This is a genomic window from Kribbella sp. NBC_00382 (genome assembly GCF_036067295.1).
Taxonomy (GTDB): Bacteria; Actinomycetota; Actinomycetes; order Propionibacteriales; family Kribbellaceae; genus Kribbella.
Genome location: NZ_CP107954.1, coordinates 7,733,658 through 7,754,717, shown reverse-complemented (window position 1 = coordinate 7,754,717; position 21,060 = coordinate 7,733,658). Strand labels below are relative to the sequence as shown.

Below are 21,060 nucleotides of genomic sequence, written 5' to 3'. Positions count from 1 at the left end.
CTCAACTCTTAACGGCGCCGGCAGCCAGGTCGACCTTCCAGTATCGCTGGAGGGTCAGGAACAGCGCGAGCAGCGGCAAGATGGACAGGAGGGATCCGGTGATCACCGAGGTGTACAGACTCGGCTGCGCCGCCCCTTGGTTGAGCAGCCCCGACAGGCCGACTGTCAACGGGAAGAGCTTGTCGTTGCCGAGCATGATGTACGGCAGGAGGAAGTTGTTCCAGATCGCCACGAACTGGAACAGGAACACCGTCACGAGTCCGGGTGCCATCAGCGGTGAGGCGATCGACCGGAAGATGCGGAAGTCACCGGCGCCGTCGGTCCGAGCTGCCTCGACCACGTCATCGGGGACTGCCGCCGCCGCGTAGATCCGGGCCAGGTAGATCCCGTACGGGCTGATGATGCTCGGCAGCAGGACTGCCCAGTAGGTGTTCGTGAGACCCAGCTTGGCGAGCAGCAGGTACTGCGGGACCGCCAGCACCACGCTGGGTACGAGTACTCCGGCGAGCAGTACGTTGAAGATGCTTTGCTTGCCGCTGAACGAGTACTTCGCCAGGCCGTAGCCCGCGGCGGCGGACACCACCGTCGACAGGACGCCGCCGACCCCGGCGTACAGGGCGGTGTTCGCCATCCATCGCCAGAAGAGCCCGCCCCGGTACGCCGTGAGGTCGGCGATGTTGTCGAACAAGTGGCTCGACGGGGCGAAGGTGAAGGTCGAGAACAGTTCGGTGCCGCTCTTCGACGAGGCGATCAGAACCCAGAGGACCGGGAGCAGGCAGTACGCCGCGCCGATCAGCAGGATCGCGGTGCTGACCGGACTGGATCCCACCTTCCGCCCGCGTCGGCGGACGATGGATTCGGACGGCCTGGTCGTCGGGGCAGACAGAGTGGTCGTCATCAGTTCTCCTGGCTGAAGGCGCGGTTCTGCACCAGTCGGAGGAAGCCGAACGACAGCACGAAGGTTGCCACGGCGATGATCACCGAGGTCGCGGCTGCCGAGTTCAGGTCGTCACGGGTGAAGGCGTCGCGGTACACCTTCATCAGTGGGGTCCAGGTGCTGGAGATGGTGTTTGTCAGCGGTCGCAGGGTCACCGGTTCGGCGAAGACCTGCAGGGTGGCGATCAGCGAGAAGACGAACGTCATGATCAGGGACGGCAGCACCACCGGCACCTTGATCCGCCAGGCGATGGCCAGTTCGCTGCAGCCGTCCAGTTTGGCCGCCTCGTAGATGTCGGTCGGGATCGCCTTGAGGGCCGTGTAGATGACGACCATGTTGAACCCGACGCCACCCCAGACAGCGATATTGGCGACCGAGTAGATCACCGAGCCCGACGACAACGCGTTGGGAAGGTCCCAGCCGAGCCGATCGCTGACGAAGTACAGCGGACTGACCGACGGCAGGTACAGAAATCCCCAGAGCAGTGAGGAGATGACTGCTGGGACCGCGTAGGGCAAGAAGATCGCCAGCCGGGAGAACCTCCGTGCCCGGGCTCGGGGAGTGTCCAGGAGCAGAGCGAACAGGAGCGCCAGGCCGAGCATCGCCGGTACTACGAGCACGCCGTACGCCGCCACCCGCAGCACGCTCGCGGCGAAGTCCGGATCGGTGACCGCCTTGGAGTAGTTCGACAATCCGGCCCAGACCTGTTCGCGGGAACCCTTGCCGAGCCCCAGGCCCCGGACCTTGACGGTCCGGAGGCTGAGGTAGACGGCATAGCCGATGGGGAGGGCGAGGAACGCGCCGAAGAGCAGCACCGCGGGAGCGATGAAAAGGTACGGCGCTGTAGATCTGCGGCGGGTGCTCGACGAGATCTTCACTTGACCGAGAACCCTGAGCTCTTGAGGTTGTCCAGTGTCGTCTTCTGCATCGCCTTCACCGCCGCGGTGAACCCACTGCGGGACCGGGCTTCGGCGGCCTTGCCGAACTCGTCGGTATAGGCGGAGTAGGTCACGTTGAGGTTCGGGCCGAAGGTGAAGCTGCGCGCGGTCTTCGCGGTCTCGGCCGCCACCTTGTAGAAGTCGGCCTGGCCGGAGAAGAAGGCCGGCGGCGCCGACAAGGCGGAGCTCTGACCGGGCTGGTCGGCCGGATACACGCCGCTGACCTTGGCCAGTGCGTCCACCGACCCGGGGTCGGTGTTCAGCCACTCCGCGAACTTGGCAGCTTCGGCCGGGTGCTTGGACTGCGAGGTGACCGAGGTCGCCGAGCCGCCCCAGTTACCGGTCGCCGGCTGGTCCTTCGACCATTGTGGCATCGGAGCCATTGCCCACTTGCCCTTGGTCGCCGCCGCGCTACCGGCGAGCACACCGGGCGCCCAGACGGCCGAGAGCCAGCCGATCTGGTTGCCACTGTTCAGTGCGGCATTCCACTCGGGCGTGTACATCGGCTTGTTGTCGATGACTCCGGATGCCACCAGTCCGCCCCAGTAGTCAGCCACCCTGAGCGTTGCCTCGTCGTCGACCGAGACGGACCAGGACTCGCCGTCGATGCCCCACCAGGACGCACCGGCCTGCTGGGCCAGCCCGACGAACCATCCCGGGTCGTTCGCGGAGAACGTGCCGAGGTACTTCTTGGGATCCGCGGCGTGAACCTTCTGCGCGGTCTGCGCGTACTCGTCCCAGGTGGTCGGTACCGTCAGGCCGAGTTGCTTGAAGATGTCCGCCCGGTAGTAGAACTGCATCGGACCGGAGTCCTGCGGTACGCCGTACACGGCGTCGCTGCCCAGCGTCACGGACTTCCAGACGCTCTCGGGGAAGTGGCCGGAGGTACCGCTACCGAGCTGCTTCGAGATATCGGCCAAGGCGTCGGCAGAGACGAGCGTGGGGATCTTCTGGTACTCGGCCTGCATGAGGTCCGGTGCGCCGCTGCCGGCCTTGATGGCCGTGAGCAGCTTGGTGACCGCCGGGTCCCCGCCGTCCTGCTTGTTCACGGTGACCTGGATCTCGGGGTGCGTCGCGTTCCAGCCGGCCACCACCTTGTCCATGTTGGGCGCCCAGGTCCAGAACGTCAGCTTGACGTTCTCCTTCGGCGCGCTGTCGGTGGACTGGGTGTCGCCGTTGCTCGAGCAGCCCGTCACCAGCAGTGCGGCGGCAGCCGCGAGGGCTGCCAGCCGGAACCCGGTGTGTCGTCGCATCGTCTTCTCTCCTCTGCAGGGGTGCACTGTCCTGAGCCAGACTGTGCACGTTCACAGTGATATCGAGTTCACGGTCTTGTCAACAGCGTGTTTCATCCTGTTTCCTAGCTGTTGCGCGGTGTCAATCGGCTGTGTGCGTGCACAGCATCGAAGGAGTCTGGGTGGAATCCACGGGTAACTGGAGCACGTCGGCGGGCTGGCTGCCGGGGGTGTCCGCGGTCAGTTATGGGGGCGACTACAACCCCGAGCAGTGGCCTGAGGAGCTGTGGCCGGAAGACGTCGAATTGATGCGTCAGGCCGGCGTGAACCTGGTCAGCATCGGAATCTTTTCCTGGGCGATGATCGAGCCCCGGCCCGGCGAGTACGACTTCGGCTGGATGGACCGGCTGTTCGAGCTGCTGCACGCCGCCGGGATCCGGATCAGTCTCGGTACGCCGACCGCGTCGCCGCCGGCCTGGTTCTTTCACGAGCACCCGGAAGCACGTGTGGTTACCCGGGACGGCACCACTCTGGGATTCGGCTCCCGGGGTATGGCAAGCCCGAGCTCACCGGCGTACAGGCGGGCCAGTACTTCGATCGCGACCGCGCTGGCCAAGCGCTATGGGAGCCACCCGGCACTTGCTGTCTGGCATGTGCACAACGAGTACGGCGCGCCTGTGTCCGAGTGCTATTCCGATGAAAGTGTCCGTGCGTTCCGCGAGTGGCTGCGTGATCGGTACACATCCTTGGACGCGCTGAACGGGGCCTGGGGAACAGCGTTCTGGGGACAGCGGTACGTCGAATGGGAGCATGTGTCCGCGCCGGCTGTTTCGGCGAGTGTGGTCAACCCTGCACAGCGGCTCGACTTCGCCCGGTTCACCTCGGATGCCTTGCTGCAGTGCTTCATCGCGGAACGGGACGCCATCAGGACCGAGTGCCCCGGTGTGCCCATCACCACGAACTTCATGGCAGGCACCTGCGAATCGGTGGACCTGTGGAAGTGGGCCGACGAGGTGGATCTCGTGGCCAACGATCACTATCTGGTCGCGGAGGACGAGCGGAGCCAGGTCGGCCTCGCACTCTCGGCGGATCTGACCCGTTCGATCGCGCGTGGCCGGCCGTGGTTGTTGATGGAGCACTCGACCTCGAGCGTCAACTGGCAGCCGCGCAACCTCGCCAAGCGGTCCGGCGAGTTGACCAGGAATGCGTTGTCGCACTTCGGCCGGGGCGCCGACGGGGTGATGTTTTTCCAGTGGCGGGCTTCGCGGTCGGGAGCGGAGAAGTTCCACTCGGCGATGCTTCCGCACGCCGGGACCAGGAGCCGGGTCTGGTCGGAGGTCTGCTCGCTCGGCGGGGATCTCGGCCGGCTTGCCGAGGTACTGGGCTCAGAGGTGACGGCGGACGCCGCGATCTTGTGGGACTGGGAGTCATTCTGGGCGCAGGACCTGGAGTGGCGGCCGAGTAAGGATCTGTCGCATCGAGAACGTGTGAATGCCTTCTACGAGCGGCTGTGGCAGGACCAGATCGTCGTTGACTTCGCTCATCCCGAGGCCGATCTGTCGAGCTACCGGTTGGTCGTCGCGCCCGCGTCGTACCTCCTGACGCAGTCGGCGGCCGACAACCTCCGCCGCTATGTGGAAGGCGGCGGGACGCTGGTTGTGTCGTACTTCTCGGCGATCGTCGACGAGCATGACGCAGTCCACCCGGGTGGGTTCGTAGCGCCGCTGCGGGACGTGCTCGGCCTGACGGTGGAGGAGTTTCTGCCGCTGCGCGCGGGGGAGAAGGTGCGACTGTCCTTCGATGGGATTGTCGGTGATGTGTGGACCGACGATGTCGCGCTGCAAGGAGCGGAGGTCGTTGCTGCCTACGAAGACGGACCCGCTGCCGGGAAGCCTGCCATCACTCGTCATCGGCTGGGCAATGGCTCGGCTTGGTATCTGTCCACGCGACTGACCGTGGACGACCTGTCCGTAGTACTCGACAAAGCCTATGTAGACGCGGGAATCGTTGCGGGCGATGGACCTGAGGATCTGGAGCTCGTCCGGCGCCGCGGGTCGCAGGCGGACTACCTGATCGCCGTGAATCACGGCACCAGGCCAGTCGATCTGCCCGTCGGCGGAGTGGATCTGTTGTCAGGCCAGGCGGGTGAGTCGTTGAAGGTCGAAGCCGGTGGCGCCCGCGTGATCCGGATCGACAAACCGACCGACTAGGAGTCCGATCATGCGTGTAGTTCTCACGGCTGCGGCGGTTGCTCTCGCTCTCATCGCGACCGCCCTCCCCGCGACAGGTCAGCCCAGCTCCCACCCAGACATCACCAACGCAGGATTCGAGCACGGACTGAGTGGCTGGACCGTGTCAGGCACATCTGCAGCAGCCAAGATCGAAAGCGGTGGCAGAACAGGCGAGCGACTCACACACTGGTCGGCGACCCCGTACAGAGTCACGACCCGGCAGACGATCGTGGTGCCGACCGCTGGCTGGTGGACCGCCAGCATCTGGCTGAAGTCCGGCGGGGCGCTGAACGCGACCAGTCTGACCCTAACCGGCTGCGGTAGGACCGCATCGGTCGCTGCTCCGCTGACCGAACAGGACGACTCCTGGGTGCGCTCTGCTGTTTCGTTGTACTCCGAGGGCCGGCGCCGGTGCACGGTTGGTGTCACGACAGCCGGCCCCGCCGGCGCGTGGGCCAGCTTCGACGACTTGGCCCTGACCCGGGGGCGGGTGGTCCGCACGATCCGCGGTGGCGATCTGTCGGGGCTGGCCAAGAACGAGGCTTTCGGCGCCAAGTACTCCTCAGCTGGCGGGCGCGAAGGAGATGCGGTCAAGCTCCTCGCACGGGCCGGGATGAACCTGGGGCGGCTCAAGGTATGGGTCGACCCCGTCGACGGCTACAACGACAAGGCACACGTGGTCGCCAGCGCGAAACGGATCAAGGCTGCAGGGATGCAGTTGCTGATCGACTTCCACTACTCAGATCGCTGGACAGACCCTGGTGCTCAAGGCATTCCCGCAGCCTGGCGCGGCATGACATCTGCTCAGCTCGCTGATGCGGTCTACCGGCATACGCACGAAGTCCTCGGTGCGCTGAAAGCAGCAGGGATCACCGCGGACTACGTACAGGTCGGCAACGAGATCAACCCGGGCATGCTCTGGCCGTGGGGACAGACCTGGGATGTGGATCCGGCAGACGGCGTCGATGGCGCGCAGTGGGACAACCTAGCGGCCTTTCTCGCGGCCGGCGCCCGGGCGGTGAAGGACGTTCATTCGCAAACCAAGGTGCTGTTGCACCTGACCAACATCAACAACGGTATCGACGGACTCACCTGGTGGTTCGACAACGTCGTGGCGCGTGGGGTGCGCTTCGATCTGATCGGGTTGTCGTACTACGGCTACTGGCACGGCAGCCTGGCTGATCTTCAGCAGGCCGTCACGACCCTGTCCGCCCGGTACGACCGTGACGTCATGGTGGTCGAGACCGCCTATCCCTTCACTCTCGCGGACGATACGCCTGCCTACGAGAACGTGATCAAGAGCTCTGACCAGCTTGTCCCGGGATATCCGGCTACACCAGCCGGACAGAGCGCAGAGTTCCGCGCTGTACAAGACGCGGTCGCAGCCGCCGAAGGTGGCCGGGGGATCGGCACCGTCTACTGGGAGCCGGCCTGGACCTCGGTCGCCGGCGCCGGCTGGGATCCCGCAGACCCGACGTCCGGCAACGCATGGGAGAACCAGGCCCTGTTCGGGTTCAACGGCCGTCTGCTCCCCGCCGCCCGCAACTTCGCACCTGACCCAGGAATCCTGAGCTGAAGGATGTAACAGACAACAACCACTGCCCGATAAAGCGGGAGGCCGGGGCCCAGTCCCCGGCTTCAAGACCCACCAGCCTTTCCCCGGAGCGCTGGTGGGTCTTTCTCTTTTCAGACCCGGGTCGGCGGCTTAGTCATACGCCGACGATCGCTCTGGTCGGCGGTGGGGCGAACTCGCCGAGCTTGCCGGTCATGAGCCGCAATCGGACCAGCCCTTCTACCGCAACGGTCGCCGCCGCGACACCGTCGATGACGCTCACACCCAGCTCGACCGACAGGTCGTGGCACAGGTCGGCCATGCCCGCGCAGCCCAGCACGATCGCGTCGGAGCTGTCCTTGGCGATTGCTTCCTTGCAAGCCTGCAGGACGATTGCTCTGGCGTGCGGGTCGGTCTCGAGAGCGAGGACTGGAATCTCGCAGGCGTGGATGCCGAGGCAATTCCTGGCGACGCCGTATTCGTGAGCCAGATCGCGAGCCTGCGGGACGGTTCGCGACAGGGTGGTGACGACGCTGAAACCCCTGCCGAGATACGCCGCCGTTCGCATGGCTGCCTCCGCGATGCCGACCACCGGGCCGCGCGCCAGTTCCCGCGCGGCCTTCAGGCCGGGATCGCCGAAGCAGGCGATGACGTAGCCGCCGTACCCTGCGGCCTCGCCGCTGGAGATCTCCTCGAGCACACCCGGTACGGCGAGGGCAGCGTCGGCGTGACTCTCGATGGCAGCAGGTCCGTGCCGGGGATTCGTCGCTTCGACGGTGACCCCCGGGCCGGCTGCGGCCCGGGCGCACTCGCCGATCTTGACGGTCATCGACGCGGTGATGTTGGGGTTGATGACCTTGATCAGCACGCCGATCAGGCCACTTCTTCCGGTACGGCGGTCAGACCCGAGCCAGCCACGTGGGCACGTTTCGCGAGGACCGAGTAGGTCGCGAAGCCGACACCACAACCGATGAACCAGCTGTAGTCACTGATCCACAACGCCGTATCGAGCCAGCGGGGGACAAGGACCGAAGCGACTGCTACGAGACCGGCGGCGATGACCGACTTCACTGCGCACGGGTTGTAGCCCTTGGCGTAGTAGTACTCGCCGCCTTCGTCCATCGTGAACATGTCGTCCACGACCAGTTTCTGCTTTCGGATCAGGTAGAAGTCGGCGATCAGGATGCCGAACAGCGGACCGATCAGCGCGCCGAGAATGCCCAGTGTGTAGTGGATGGCGGTGTCGTTGTTGTACCAGTTCCACGGTGTCAGGATGACCGAGCCCACCGCCGCAATCATGCCGCCCATCCGCCAGCTGATGCGTTGCGGACTGACGTTGGAGAAGTCGAAGGCCGGCGAGATGAAGTTCGCCACGATGTTGATACCGACGGTGGCCGTGACGAAGGTGGCGGCGCCGAGCAGGATCGCGAAGGTGCTGTCGATCCGCTGCACGGTCTCGATCGGATCGGTGATCAGTTCGCCGTAGACCGGGACGGTGGCGGCAGCGGTGATGACCGTCAGCAGGGAGAAGAAGATGAAGTTGAGCGGCAAGCCCCACAGATTGCCCTTCTTCACTGCCGTGAAGCTCTTGCCGTAGCGGGAGAAGTCACCGAAGTTCAGCATCGGCCCGGAGAAGTAGGACACCACGAGCGCGATCGCGCCGAGCATCGTGCCGACCGTGGTCCAGCCTGAGAGCCGGTGGTCCGACAGGTTCAGGTCGATGGTGAAGTCGGCCTTGACGAGCAGGTAGGCGCAGAGCAGCAGCATGGTGACGTAGACCGCGGGGCCGGCCATGTCGATGAACTTGCGGATGGTCTCCATGCCTCGCCAGAACAGGGCCGCCTGGGCTACCCAGAGGATGGCGAAACCGACGTACCCGAGGGCGGACAGGCCGAGGAAGCCGTGTTGCGTGACGTCGGCCCAGGGCGCCAGGCCCGGCCAGAGCTTGAGGAACACGATGTTGAGCGCCGCGGCGGCCAGAAACGTCTGTACGCCGTACCAGGCGACCGCGATCAGGCCGCGGATGATGGCCGCGATGTTGGCACCTCGGACACCGAAGGAGACTCGGCTGATCACGGGGTACGGGACGCCCGCGAGCTGGCTCGGCTTGGCCACGAGGTTGCAGAAGAACTGCACGATACAGATACCGGCGATCAGGCAGATGAACACCTGCCAGCTGGTCAGGCCGAGCGCGAACAGACTGCCCGCGGTCAGATAGCCGCCGACACTGTGAACGTCGGACATCCAGAAGGCGAAGATGTTGTACGCACTCCAGGACTGCTCCTTCAGCGGCGCCAGATCCTCGTTCGTGAGTCGAGGGTCGTAAACAATGTGCTGGGCCAGGTCAGTCATGATGAGCTCCTCGGGCCGGGCCGCGCTAGGGGTCACGCGGCCGATGCAGTGACGCTAAGGAGAAGTCGTTTCGCCGGTGGACGCCGCCGGTAAACCCAGGATTTCGGGTCGAATATATGTGTCGACGACTACTCGGGGTCGACGAAGCAGTCAGGGTCGTCGGCGAACCGGCTGATGGCGATCCGGAGACGGTCGTAGTGGGCGTTCGACTCGGCGATCAGCGCATCCGCGTCGCCGGCCACGAACGCTTCCACCATCCGCTCGTGATCGGCATGCAGTTCCGCACGGTCGTGCTCGGCCACCCGGGACATAGGCCTGGCGGGTTCGGTGATGTTCCAGGCGGATTCGTACATCGTGACCAACCGCCGCATGCCCGACGCCGATATCAGCGCCAGGTGAAACCGGCGTGCGGCAGCGTCGTACGAACGGCTGTCGCCACTCTCGACGGCCGCACCGAGTTGCTCGTGCGCCGTACGCACCCGCTCCTCGTGACCCGCCCCGGCAGGGCTGACCGCCGCACGGAGGGCGGCCGACTCGAGCGCCTGGCGAACGTCGTACAGCTCCTTGAACTCGCTGAACGTCAACTTGGCAACGCTGTACCCGATATGTGGTCGATGCTCGACAAGCCCTTCGGCGAGTAGGGTCTTGAGCGCCTCCCGGACCGGGATCGGGCTGACCCCGAAGAAGGCCGCAACCTCGTCGATGGCGATCGGCGTCCCGGGTTGCTGGTCGCCGGTCAGGACGGAACGCCTCAGGTCGCCTTCCAGGGATGGCGTTTCACCCACACCGCCGGTCCGCACCAACCGCGAGGCGAACGCTGACCGACGACGCATCCCCGCACGATAATCCGCAGATGTTTCCGTGAGGTTGCGGTGTCAGACTTCGGCGCCTGATTCGAGCTCCTGAACGCTTCGACCGACCTGACGTCAAGGTCGCCCGGGAGTAAAGCGCGATGGCTGCGCCTCTTAGTCCTGGCGCAGCCATCGCCGCGGACCGGGTAATCGAGACTCGTCCTGCTCCCCGCCCGATCACCTCGATCCGCGCCCGGTGCCGCCGGCGGGTACGTCAGCCGCCCTGCAACACCACAATTCGTCATTCGAAGCCAACCGCTGGGTGGATGGGCCAACCACCAGCCAAAGCCTAACGCTGCGCCAGTCCGACTCGAGGCCACGCCCTTTGGGAGTGCTTCGCGAGGACAGCGGGGTACCGGGAGGTGCAGAAGCATCGAATTCGACATCTTCGGGAGAGAAATGTCCGACATCAACATGGTCAATGCCGACGAGTTCAAGGGCAGGCGTCATGAGTGACCTCGCCGCAAAGGCCAGCGAGCTACTCCGGCTTCATCACACCGGCGACACGCTGGTACTGCCGACCGTCTGGGATGCCTGGTCGGCTCGTGCAGTCGTCGAGGCCGGTTTCCCGGCGCTGAGCATCGGCAGTCACCCACTCGCCAACTCCCGCGGCCAGGAGGACAACGAGGGTATGACGCTGGCGGACGCGCTCGACGGGATCCGCCGGATCACTGCCGCGGTCGACGTACCGGTGACCGCTGATGTGGAGTCGGGGTACGACACCCCGGCGGCCGAGCTGGTCGAGCGGGTGCTGGAGGCCGGTGCCGTCGGCATCAATGTCGAGGACACCGTGCACAGTGAGGGCCGGTTGCGGGACGTACAGGAGCACGCCGACTACATCGGCGCCCTGCGCGCGGCGGCCGATGAGGCCGCCGTCGAGTTGGTCATCAACGCCCGCACGGACGCGTTCCTGGGCAAGGTAGAGAAGTTCGATGATCCCTTGGCTGAAGCGGTACGCCGGTCACAGGCGTGCGAGGTTGCAGGCGCCCGCTGCGTCTACCCGGTGAAGATCCCGAATGCCAAGAGCCTCGACGTGCTCTTGGCGGCGCTGTCCGGCCCGCTCAACGTGACCGCTCACCCGGTCGACGGAGCACCGTCGGGCTCGTTCGAGGATCTGAAGGAAGCGGGTGTCCAACGGATCACTTTTGGTCCGCTGCTGCAGCTTGCGCTGACGAAGAAGCTCACCAAGCTGGTCAAGCCCTGGCAATGAGCCGCGCCTATCGAGCGAGGGATGAAGAGGGCCGGTTTCACCAGGGGAGCTGGCCCGCTCTGTCGAGGGATTGATAGGCGTCTGCGGCAACGCCCTGGTGGTCTTCCAGGTGGAGGCTACTTGTCGTAGGACAGTGCGCAACACTCCAGATCGTTGCCGACGGCCTCTAGTTCGAGTACGGCGTGCCTTGGCCGACAGCATCGGCCAGGAGATCGCCGTCCCCTTCGACCAGCTCAAGCCTGCACCCTGGGACATCGGCCACGCAGGCGCCGTGCTGGACGCCGCCACCTCAGCAAGGTGACAGCGTTCAACCTCTGCCTCTACCTCGGCCACGGAACCGGCGCCCCGACCACCGGCACCATCCATGTGGAAACATCAGGGACGAGTAGCTCACGACAAGGGGACAGTGGTTCCGCGTCACCGGCGGTGGCCGGTGACGCGGGCTGAGCGAGGGGTCAAGAGATCCAGTGGACGGCGGCGTTGAAGACTCCGGTCCAGTTGAAGGTGGCCATGTTGTCCCAGCCGTCGCCGGAGTTGGCGATGTCGGCCGGGTCCCAGCCGTTGCCCGGGGTGGCGATCCAGGTGGGTTCCCAGTAGAAGACGCCGATGGCGCCGCCGGCCTTCGCGGCGTTCTGGATCGCGGTGAAGGCCGCACCCTGACCGTTCCAGGTTGCGGCATAGCCGGCGCAGGCGGTGGTGACGCTGTTCTCCGAGCTGTCTGCGTTGTTCAACGTGAAGGGCGCGGCGGTTTCGGCCAGGATGACGGGCTTGCCGTAGCGCGTACCCATGTCCGACACCACGCTCGTCATGTTGGCCATCGTTCCGTGCCAGTTGCAGTAGTACGAAAGCCCCGTGATGTCCCAGCTGACGCCCTTGGCGCTGATGCCGTCGTAGAACCAGCGGGCGTGGGCATCGCTGTCCGTGTTGGCTGTGTGGATGACGACCTGGGTGGCGCTGTTGCAGGCCTTGGTGGCGTTGTAGCCGGACTTGAGCAGCAAGCTGAGGTTGGTGAAGTCGTTGTTCACGACCTTGCCGTCGTTCCACAGCATGCCGGTGTTGATCTCGTTGCCGATCTGGACGCTGTCCGGGGTGGTGCCTTGGGCCTTGAGGCTGTTGCACACGTTGTAGGTGTAGTTGTAGACGTCCGTGGTCAACGCGCTGATTCCGTGGCTTGACCAGGCCGCGGGCTTGGTCTGCTGGCCGGGATCGGCCCAGCTGTCGGAGTAGTGGAAATCGACCAGCAGTTTCAGGCCCTTGGCCTTGACGGTCTTGGCGTAGGTCAGCACCTTGGCGAGGTTGTTGTAGCCGCTGACCGGGTTGTTCCAGACCCGCAGCCGTACGTAGTTCACGCCGGCCGACTTCAGGATCTCGACGGGGTCGGTGGTCCCGGCCGCGTTGGAGTAGGTGGCGCCCACCTCGAGCCCGCGCTGCAGGGAAGAGATGTCAGCGCCGCGCATGGTGAGCGTGCTGGTCGTTTGAGCGCTGGCACTCGGCATGCCGAGCGATGCCGTGAGCAAGGCGCCGATGACAGCCACGGCGCCGGTTCGATACCTGTTCGAGAACATGAGGTACTCCTCTGAATCGGGCGGTGAGGTCTTCCGAGCCGGATAAACCTGTGCACGTGCTCAGGTTTTCGATCGGCTGAAACACTGATGAAACAGGACAAAATATGACTTTGACAAGAGTTCGGTGCCCCGAACTGGGAGCGTGCACAGTCCGCGGCGAGACGCGGAGCGAACGCGACCAGGTGATGGTCGCTCGGGCCCTGCACGTCCTCTCGATTGCGGCCTGGGTCGACAAGGACGCGAGCCAAGCAGTTGCCCTGATCGACCAGGCGCTCGACGTGGTCGGCGGGGAACCCTCGGCTGTCAGGCTGCGGGTGCTGCTCTGGGTGAACCGGGCGAACTGGAGTTCGACGGTCGATGAGGTGGAGAAAGCACTGCATGGTGCGCGGAAGCTCACCGGGCTGGGCGACGGAACTCAGGACCTCAGTGTGGCCAGTGCCGAGCCTACCTACTACTACCGGTCCGGGCGGTGGCCTTGATCTCAGCCCGCCGGGGCCAGAGCAACGAAGACCGATCAGCATCTGGCTAGGGTCTTGTGATCACTGGGATGGTTCGCGTGCAGTCGTTGTGGCTCCTGCTCGCGAAGGTTGCTGTCGCGGAGCAAGCCGGCGATCAGGCGGCAGCACTCGCCTTACTACGCCCGACTGATCCTCGGCAAGGCCAGGAATCAGGGAAACTTCGGCCTCACCATCAAAATACTAGGCTGAGCCAGTGGAGGACGGCGGTCAGGAGGGCGGAGCCGCCGTCGAGGCCCGGGGGACCAGGGCGGGGATGTGGCAGGTGTGTGATGGCGGCTCGACGCCGTTCATCACGTCGAAGAGGGTGTGGGTGACGTCGGCGCCGAAGGCGAAGACGTCGTGGCTCATCGCGGACAGGGCGGGACGGGTCAGCTCGCAGAGTTGGGAGTCGTCCCAGGCGAGGATCGAGAGGTCGCCGGGGACGGACAGGCCGAACTCGTCGGCGACATTGAGGGCAGCCACGGCCATGATGTCGTTGTCGAACATGATCGCTGTCGGGCGGTTGGGGGCGAGCAGCAGGCTGCGGCAGGCGCGCCGGCCCTGATCGGGGGAGAAGTCCGCATCCGCGCTGCTGCCCGCCAGGCCTAGCTCCTCGATGGCTTCGACGAAAGCGGCCTTGCGGATCATCGAGTGCCCGAGCCTCGGTGGGCCGCCGACCCGGCCGATCGTGCGGTGGCCCAGAGCGGCGAGGTACCGGACGGCCTCCTTGATCGCCGGGGCGTCGTCGGTCCAGACCGCGGTGAACGGGCCGGCCAGTGAGGGATGTCCCACCGCGACCGCGGGCAGACCGATCTCCGACAGGGCCGGGATACGTGCGTCATCGACCCCGAGATCCACGAGGATGCTGCCGTTGATGCGGCCGCTCTGCCACCACTGGGTGTGGACCTCGATCTCCTCGTCGGGCTCGACCAGGCGCAGAAGGAGTGAGCAGGACCGCGCCGACAGCACGCTCTCGATCCCCGACAGGAACTCCATGTAGAACGGCTCGAGCCCGAGAAGTCTGGCCGGCCGGGCGATCGCGAGTCCGACGGTATGGATGCCGCGTCCGGACAGCGTCGCGGCAGTCAGGTTCGGCCGCCAGCCGAGTTCGTCGGCCACCTTCAGGATGCGCTGTTTCGTTGTCGCCGACACGCCAGGACGGTCATGGACGGCAATCGTCACTGCGGACGGAGACACCCCGGCCCGCGCTGCAACGTCCCGGATGGTCGCCTTGCGCTCTCCGCGCCCCGTCTCCGCACCTGCCACTCGGTCAATCTACCTTCGAGGTCATCGCAGCGTCGCCCTTCATCCACAACCGAGTGAGCGTTCCTCCCGGGGCAATGGGGAGGAACGCTTACTCGGTCAGCGGTGGTAGTTCTGGAAGAACTGCCACATCAAGGTGTTGGCGCTGATCTCCTGCGTCGTGTTGCCGTTACCGCTGGAAGGGTGTGGTGATCCTGGCCAGGTATGACCACCGTCGGACACCCGGTAGAGCGCGACCTCTGTGTTGTCCCGGCAGCCTTGGTAGGCCAGCCGCGTGACGTGCGTGCTGATCTGCTGGCTGACTGGATTCGGCTGACAACCGTCAAGGGATGCCCACCGTGCCTGCGCGGTCGGGACGGAGTACTTCCACAGGTCGCTGCCACCTCCGTTGTACGGATTGCTGTTGTCCTGTTGTCCGTGGAAGGCGGCAACCGGAACCGCAGTGGACGGCTTGCAAGACTCCGGGTCGGGCCGGGACGTGTCGGCGGGATCGGGCCGTCCGGAGCGTAGACCGGCGACCGGGGCGATTGCCGCGAGCCTGTCGGGTCGGGCGCAGGCGAACCCGGAGAGCATCCGTGCGCCTCCGGAGTACCCGGTGCCGTACAGACGGGTCGGGTCGGCGCAGAGTTGGGTGGTCGCGACGTCCAGGGCGGCGGACAGGAAACCGACATCATCACGTGGTCCGGGCGTACCGACGTTCGGGACGCTCCACGCGAACCCGCTGCCGGCCGGGATCACTCCGGTGGGCGCGAGAACGAGGTACTGGCCGGCGTCGGCGGCAGGCTTCATATCGGTGTAGTAGAGCTGATTGGAGCCGGTGCCCTGAGTGCCGTGGAGGTTCATCACCAGCGGCAGACGTGTAGTCGGGGAGGCCCCGGCCGGAATGTAGACGGTGACCTGGTAGGTCTTGCCGCCGTACGAGACGGGGATCGTCCGCTCACCGGGTGCGGCCGACCGGGTGCAGGAGGGACTGCCGGTGGGCGGCTTCCACTGCTGGTTCGTCTGGGAATTGCAGGTCCAGATCTGCAGCCGGGTGCCGTCAGCGCTGTTCTGCCCGGTGACATCGAGGCACTTGCTCGTCTGTGGGTTGACCAGTTGCTTCGTGTCAGTGCGGTAGGTCCACTGCTGGTGCTGGTTTCCGGAACCGCAGTCCCACACCTGGACGCGAGTACCGTTGGCGTTGATACCGCCTTCGACATCGAGACACTTTCCGAGGGCACGAATCGTCCCGTCGTCTTCCACGCTCCACTGCTGGGCTGCGCCGTTGTTGCACGCGTAGAGCTGGACCTGCGTGCCGTTCTGGGTGTTCGAACCGGCGACATCCGCGCACTTTCCGGCCAACCCGGTCAGTGGGCCGCTGGTGGCCAGCAGTTCCTTGGCCGCTGCGGACGGGAGCGTCCATAGCTGCCACGCGTTGCTGTTGGAGTCCCAGATCTGGAGTTGGGTGCCGTTCGCCGTACTGCCGCCAGGTGAGTCGAGGTAGCGGCCGGCCTGGGGGTTGCGGAGTTTGCCGGACTGTTCCTGCCACTGTTGCGCGCCGGAGCCGTTGCAGTCCCAGAGCTGGATGCGGGTCCCGTTCGCGGTTCCCTGTCCGGTGACGTCGAGACACTTGCCCAGGGCCCGGATCGTACCGTCGGTGCCGACTGTCCAACTCTGAGCCGCTGACCCGTTGCAGTCCCAGAGTTGTACGGCGGCGCCGTTGGTGGTGCTGGATCCGGCGACGTCGATGCACTTGCCACCGATGCCGGTGATCGGCCCAGTTCGAGTCGGCGGCTGTGGGCCGGTCGGGATCTGGATCTCACCTTCGTTGAGCACCCGCGGGTCGTTGTAGGTCGCCCTGACACCGGCGTCGGTGTTGTACTCCGACTTCACCAGCCAGTCCATCCAGACGCTGAAGTAGGTCCATTTCGGCTGCGCGGCCAGGTTCTGTGGAGTTGGAGCGCGCCCGACCTCTGCCAGGGCGATCGGCTTGCCACGGGCGATGTTCTGCATTGCCTGGTACCACTCGGTGTTCGGAAAGTAGTCCACCCACACGTCGAGCGTGACGAGGTCGACGTACTGGTCGCCGGGGTAGTACTGGGCGGCTTGGGAGGCGCCGCCGCGGACATCTTTGACATTCCAGACCCAGACGATGTTGTCGAAACCCTTGCCCACCAGGTAGTCGTGCGTGATCTGGAACAGCTTGCGGCTGCCGTTCGCCCCGGGGCGCCCGCCCCACCACGACCAGCCTTCGTTCATCTCGTGCTGAGGCCGGAACAGCACCGGGATCCCAGCGTCCTTCAGTTGCTGGAAATAGGGCACGGTCTGGTCGAGCCGGCGTTTCCATGCCGTGTTCAACGATGTGCCGTCGCTGACGAGCTCGCTCCACTGGCTGTCCGACAGCCGGCTGCCCTTGACCGGCCAGGAGCCGCCTTCGAACTGGCAGGTGGCGACGAACGTCGTGCAGGCGTGCCAGGTCAGGGCGGGAATCGATCCGGCGGCCCAGACGGCCTTGGCCTGGTCGATGACGCGTTGACGGTTGTCGATGTCGTTCTGGCTGAAGCCGAAGTCGCCGCCCCATACGCCGGGGTACATGCCGGTGATGCCGTGGACGCGGTTGCGCCACTGGGAGGGGTTGTTGTTCGGGCCGTCCTGCTGGCCGGACAGCCAGTTCCGGCCGGTCAGGCTGGAGAAGTAGTCGATCATCTGGGGACGGGTGACGGTGCCGGGTGGCGCGGCCGATGCCGGCGCGGCGGTCATCGTCGATGGTGCGAAGGCCAGCGCGAGCGCGGTGGCGAGCAGGGTGATGCGACGGCGGAAGGACATCGGCAGACACCTCGGAAGTCGAAGGGGGCGGAGAGTTCGGTAATGATGCTGCGAAACTCGGGGAGATCTGTCAAGGGTTTGACTAGAACGTAATAGTCGGAGAGACGCCCGTGTAGGAACGATTTCTGAACGCGCAGCAACTGCTCGACTAGAACGTTCTATGGACAAGGCCGGTGATTGCTGGGATCTTGGCTGGCACGATCCCGTCCCGAAGGAGACTCAGATGCAGACGTCCGCCCCCGCTCTGCTGGCCGGCATCCTGCTGGTCGCCGGCCTGACCGGAGCTCCGGCTCCGGCCGAGGCTTTGCCGCCGTCGTCGAAGCAGCAGGTGATCGACTACCTGGGGTCGATCGGTGGCCACAACATCGTCTCGGGCCAGCACAACAAGGAACCTGCGAGCAGTCCGGGCCAGTACACCCAGCAGGTCAAGGACATCACCGGCGTCTACCCCGGCCTGTGGGGTGGGGAGCTGATGTTCCGGCCGGAGGACGTCGCGAATCGCCAGCGGGTGATCGATCAGGCCAAGGTCGAATGGGCCAATGGCTCACTGGTCGCCCTCACCTGGCATGTCTGTACGCCGACCAGCGGCAGCACCTGCCAGTTCGACAGCGGCGTGAAGACCAGCATCACCGACGATCAGTTCCGGCAGATCGTCACCGACGGGACGTCGTTGAACACCGCCTGGAAGCGCCGCCTCGACGAGGTGGTGCCCTACCTCGAGCAGCTGAAGACCGCCGGCGTACCGGTGCTGTTCCGCCCTCTGCACGAGATGAACGAGCGCTGGAACTGGTGGGGCCACCGCTCGGGACCCAACGGCGGAGCCAAGCTCTTCCAGATCACCCACGACTACCTGGTCGGCAAGGGGCTCAGCAATCTGATCTGGGTCTGGAACGTGCAGGACAACCCGGAGGGGAACTGGGCTTCCTACTACCCCGGATCGTCGTACGTCGACGTCGTCAGCCTCGACGCCTGGTACAAGAGCTATCCCAGCTCCGGCGACTACCAGCAGATCCGGTCGATCGCAGGCTCGAAGCCGATCGCGATTGCTGAGCTGGGCAAGATGCCCAATACGTCGTTGCTCACTGGTCAGCCGCAGTGGAGCTATTTCATGTTGTGGTCCGAACATCTCCGTGGCAACAACACCCCGGACGAGGTTCGCGCCGCCTACAACCACCCTCGTGTACTGAACCAAGGCGAACTGGACCTATCGCCTGGAACACCACAGCCGGGCAGTGGACCGATTACCGGCGTCGGCGGCAAATGCGTCGACGTGGCGGGTTCAGCAACGGCGGACGGTACCGCGGTCCAGTTGTACGGTTGCAATGCCGGCAGTGCACAGACCTGGACGGTCGGGAGTGACGCAACATTGCGGGCCCTGGGCAAATGTCTTGATGTGACCGGTCAAGGCACCGCGAACGGAACGCTCATCCAGCTCTGGGACTGCAACGGCTCCGGCGCCCAGCTGTGGCAGGCCACCGGAGCCGGCCAGTTGCGCAATCCACAGTCGGGTCGCTGCCTCGACGTACCTGGCGGCAATACCGCGGACGGCACCCGCCTGCAGATCTGGGACTGCAACACCAACGCCTGGCAGAAGTGGTCCCTACCTACCTGATCCGGACTCGTCAGCAATCGCGATCGCCTGGCATCGAGGGTTGTCTCAGTCGAGGTGGTGGCGTTGGGCGTAGTGGATGGCGGCGACTCGGTCGCGGGATCCTGTCTTGGTGAAGATTCGGTTGAGATGGGTCTTGACGGTGTTGTGGCTGAGGAAGAGTGCGGTGGCGATCTCGGTGTTGGTCAGGCCGGCGGCGACCAGGGTGAGGATCTCTGCCTCGCGCGGGGTGAGGCCGTCCGGCGGGGCTTCTGCCCGGCCGGTCGGTTCGGTCGGCACGGATGTGGCGGCGAGGAGGGTGGCCTGGACCTGGGGGGCCAGGACTGAGTAACCCTCGGCGGCGCTCTGCAGAGTTCGAGCGATGTCTCGGCGGTCGGCGTCCTTGGTCAGATAGGCACGTGCACCGGCGCGGAGGGTTTTCATGATCGACGCGTCGTCGGCGTACGTGGTGAGTACGACGATGGCGACGCCTGGGTGTTCTGCAGTGAGCCGGCGAGTGACCTCGATGCCGTCGAGTTCGGGCATGTGAAGGTCCAGCAGGATCACGTCGGGCGCCAGTTCGGCGACCAGATCGAGCGCCTGCAGTCCGTTGGCAGCGGAGCCGACGACCTCGATGTCGGGCAGGAGATCGAGCATGATGACCAGGCCTTCGCGAATGCTGGCCTGGTCGTCAGCCACCACGATACGCAGCGGTGGTGGTTCGACCGCCGTCATCGCGGGACCCGGGCGGTGACTTGCCACCGGTGATTCGTGGGTTCCGCGGTCAAGCTGCCGCCCAGGAGCAGGAGTCGCTCACGCATTCCGGTGAGGCCGTAGCCGCCGTTGACGGTGTCGAAGCCGGACCCATCTGCCTGTTGGCCGGTCAGCAGATTGATGATGGTCAAGTTCACGTGCTCATCCTCGTAGTAGAGGGTGATGTCAACAGACTGGCCGGGGGCATGCTTGGCAGCGTTGACCAGCGATTCCTGGGTGACACGAACCAAAGCGAGGATCTGCTCGGACGGCAGCGTGGCAGGTTCGCCGTGGATCGTGAGTTCGGCCGACGTGCCGTGGCGCCCGCGGTGGGCATCGGAGATCTCGGCCAGCGACTGGGGCAACGGAGCTATGTCGGCGCGAAGAGCCTGGACAGCTCGACGGGTTTCTCCTAGACCGTCGGCGGCCATCCGCTGGGCGACTTCGAGTACCTCGTCGGCGCGTCGGGTGTCGTGATCGAGCAAGGCCCGCGCCGTCTGGATCTGGATGCCGAGCGCACCCAGGGAGTGGGCCAGTACGTCGTGGATCTCGCGGGCGATTCGAGTCCGCTCGTCGAGTACCGCGGCGCGGCGTTGTCCGGCCTGGAGCTGTTCGACCTGGGCGAGCAGGGCCGAGGTCTCCTCGGCGTGGACACGGTAGGTCCGCCGATTGCTGCCGACCAGGAGAGCGAGCAGTAGCGCGGCCGGGTAGCCCAGCAGAACGGCGCGATCGGACCCAGTGAGCAGACCGCTGACGGCGATGCCCAGAACCCCGGCCGCAGTCACCGCCCAGCCGACGGCCACGCTGCCGGCGCTCCCGGCACTGACGACCACCAGAAGGGTTAGGCCAAGTAGCGCATGGCCGTGCGTCACCGTACTTGCTGCTCCTGAGAGTGCGGCCGTGAGGCCAAGCATCGGTAGTAACCCGTTCTGGTGGTTGGGAGTTCGAAGCTCTGCGACTGCCCAGCCGCAGAGCAGCAGTCCACACAGCAGGTAGGCGGTTGCGGCGATGATCAGGTCGGCTGAGCCGGCGGGGGAGTGGATGAAGGTCTCGATCCCGATCAGAACGAACGCGGCAACTCGAGCCAGCCAGGACAGGTTCCGCAGCACCGACCCCGAGTGCGGACCGCGCAGGGACGTCGGCACGCGCAGACGGGCCATCACGCCGTTGTCTTGCCGGTGCAGCTCGTCGTGCACGGGTTCTCCCTGAGGTTGTGGCTGCGGGCAACTAGACGCGCTCCCCACATTAGGCACCCCAGGCGTTCAGCGCGTCACACCACACGGTGA

The 21,060-nt window shown here is 65.5% G+C and carries 16 protein-coding genes; 5 read left to right on the top strand and 11 right to left on the bottom strand.

Annotated features, from left to right (window positions below; genetic code table 11):
• Position 1: 1 nt before the first annotated feature.
• Genes OHA70_RS36380 through OHA70_RS36370 form a run of 3 tightly spaced genes read right to left on the bottom strand, consistent with a single transcriptional unit; the run spans position 2 to position 3,128 of the window.
• Positions 2-898: a carbohydrate ABC transporter permease gene (locus tag OHA70_RS36380; RefSeq protein WP_328325784.1), complete on the bottom strand. Its 897-nt coding sequence runs from the start codon at positions 896-898 to the stop codon at positions 2-4.
• Positions 898-1,815, bottom strand: coding sequence for a carbohydrate ABC transporter permease (locus OHA70_RS36375; RefSeq protein WP_328325782.1), 918 nt, complete (start codon positions 1,813-1,815; stop codon positions 898-900). The genes OHA70_RS36380 and OHA70_RS36375 overlap by 1 nt, the downstream gene beginning before the upstream one ends.
• Positions 1,812-3,128, bottom strand: a complete 1,317-nt coding sequence (locus OHA70_RS36370) for an ABC transporter substrate-binding protein (RefSeq protein ID WP_328325780.1) — start codon at positions 3,126-3,128, stop codon at positions 1,812-1,814. The genes OHA70_RS36375 and OHA70_RS36370 overlap by 4 nt, the downstream gene beginning before the upstream one ends.
• 161 nt (positions 3,129-3,289) lie before the next feature.
• Here OHA70_RS36370 and OHA70_RS36365 point away from each other — a divergent pair, with 161 nt between their 5' ends.
• Both OHA70_RS36365 and OHA70_RS36360 read left to right on the top strand, forming a co-directional pair.
• Positions 3,290-5,317, top strand: coding sequence for a beta-galactosidase (locus OHA70_RS36365; protein ID WP_328325778.1), 2,028 nt, complete (start codon positions 3,290-3,292; stop codon positions 5,315-5,317).
• Positions 5,318-5,327: 10 nt separating this feature from the next.
• Positions 5,328-6,914, top strand: a complete 1,587-nt coding sequence (locus OHA70_RS36360; RefSeq protein ID WP_328325776.1) for a glycoside hydrolase family 53 protein — start codon at positions 5,328-5,330, stop codon at positions 6,912-6,914.
• Positions 6,915-7,047: 133 nt separating this feature from the next.
• Here the strand turns inward: OHA70_RS36360 and OHA70_RS36355 are convergent, their stop codons facing one another.
• The 3 genes from OHA70_RS36355 to OHA70_RS36345 all read right to left on the bottom strand — a co-directional run bounded on the left by OHA70_RS36355 (position 7,048) and on the right by OHA70_RS36345 (position 10,075).
• Positions 7,048-7,758, bottom strand: coding sequence for an aspartate/glutamate racemase family protein (locus OHA70_RS36355; RefSeq protein ID WP_328325774.1), 711 nt, complete (start codon positions 7,756-7,758; stop codon positions 7,048-7,050).
• Between the two features lie 5 nt (positions 7,759-7,763).
• Entirely contained in the window at positions 7,764-9,242 is a 1,479-nt protein-coding gene (locus tag OHA70_RS36350) for an NCS1 family nucleobase:cation symporter-1 (protein WP_328325772.1), read from the bottom strand.
• 128 nt (positions 9,243-9,370) lie between these two features.
• Positions 9,371-10,075 (bottom strand): GntR family transcriptional regulator, encoded by a 705-nt coding sequence (locus OHA70_RS36345; protein ID WP_328325770.1) that lies wholly within the window; start codon positions 10,073-10,075, stop codon positions 9,371-9,373.
• Between the two features lie 466 nt (positions 10,076-10,541).
• On the opposite strand from OHA70_RS36345, the gene OHA70_RS36340 reads away from it, so the two are divergent.
• Positions 10,542-11,303 carry an isocitrate lyase/PEP mutase family protein gene (locus tag OHA70_RS36340; RefSeq protein ID WP_328325768.1) on the top strand — a complete coding sequence of 254 codons (762 nt, stop codon included), beginning with the start codon at positions 10,542-10,544 and terminating at the stop codon, positions 11,301-11,303.
• Between the two features lie 455 nt (positions 11,304-11,758).
• On the opposite strand, the gene OHA70_RS36335 is transcribed toward OHA70_RS36340, so the two are convergent.
• Positions 11,759-12,868, bottom strand: coding sequence for a glycoside hydrolase family 53 protein (locus OHA70_RS36335; RefSeq protein ID WP_328325766.1), 1,110 nt, complete (start codon positions 12,866-12,868; stop codon positions 11,759-11,761).
• Between the two features lie 104 nt (positions 12,869-12,972).
• Here OHA70_RS36335 and OHA70_RS36330 point away from each other — a divergent pair, with 104 nt between their 5' ends.
• Positions 12,973-13,347 (top strand): hypothetical protein, encoded by a 375-nt coding sequence (locus OHA70_RS36330; protein WP_328325764.1) that lies wholly within the window; start codon positions 12,973-12,975, stop codon positions 13,345-13,347.
• Between the two features lie 246 nt (positions 13,348-13,593).
• Here OHA70_RS36330 and OHA70_RS36325 read toward each other — a convergent pair whose 3' ends face one another.
• Positions 13,594-14,631, bottom strand: coding sequence for a LacI family DNA-binding transcriptional regulator (locus OHA70_RS36325; protein ID WP_328325762.1), 1,038 nt, complete (start codon positions 14,629-14,631; stop codon positions 13,594-13,596).
• A gap of 96 nt (positions 14,632-14,727) precedes the next feature.
• Positions 14,728-17,433: an RICIN domain-containing protein gene (locus OHA70_RS36320; protein WP_328325760.1), complete on the bottom strand. Its 2,706-nt coding sequence runs from the start codon at positions 17,431-17,433 to the stop codon at positions 14,728-14,730.
• Between the two features lie 223 nt (positions 17,434-17,656).
• On the opposite strand from OHA70_RS36320, the gene OHA70_RS36315 reads away from it, so the two are divergent.
• Positions 17,657-19,045, top strand: coding sequence for a glycosyl hydrolase (locus OHA70_RS36315; RefSeq protein WP_328325758.1), 1,389 nt, complete (start codon positions 17,657-17,659; stop codon positions 19,043-19,045).
• 45 nt (positions 19,046-19,090) lie between these two features.
• Here OHA70_RS36315 and OHA70_RS36310 read toward each other — a convergent pair whose 3' ends face one another.
• Positions 19,091-19,756: a response regulator transcription factor gene (locus OHA70_RS36310; RefSeq protein ID WP_328325756.1), complete on the bottom strand. Its 666-nt coding sequence runs from the start codon at positions 19,754-19,756 to the stop codon at positions 19,091-19,093.
• Positions 19,753-20,970: a sensor histidine kinase gene (locus tag OHA70_RS36305; protein ID WP_328325754.1), complete on the bottom strand. Its 1,218-nt coding sequence runs from the start codon at positions 20,968-20,970 to the stop codon at positions 19,753-19,755. The genes OHA70_RS36310 and OHA70_RS36305 overlap by 4 nt, the downstream gene beginning before the upstream one ends.
• Positions 20,971-21,060: the final 90 nt, after the last annotated feature.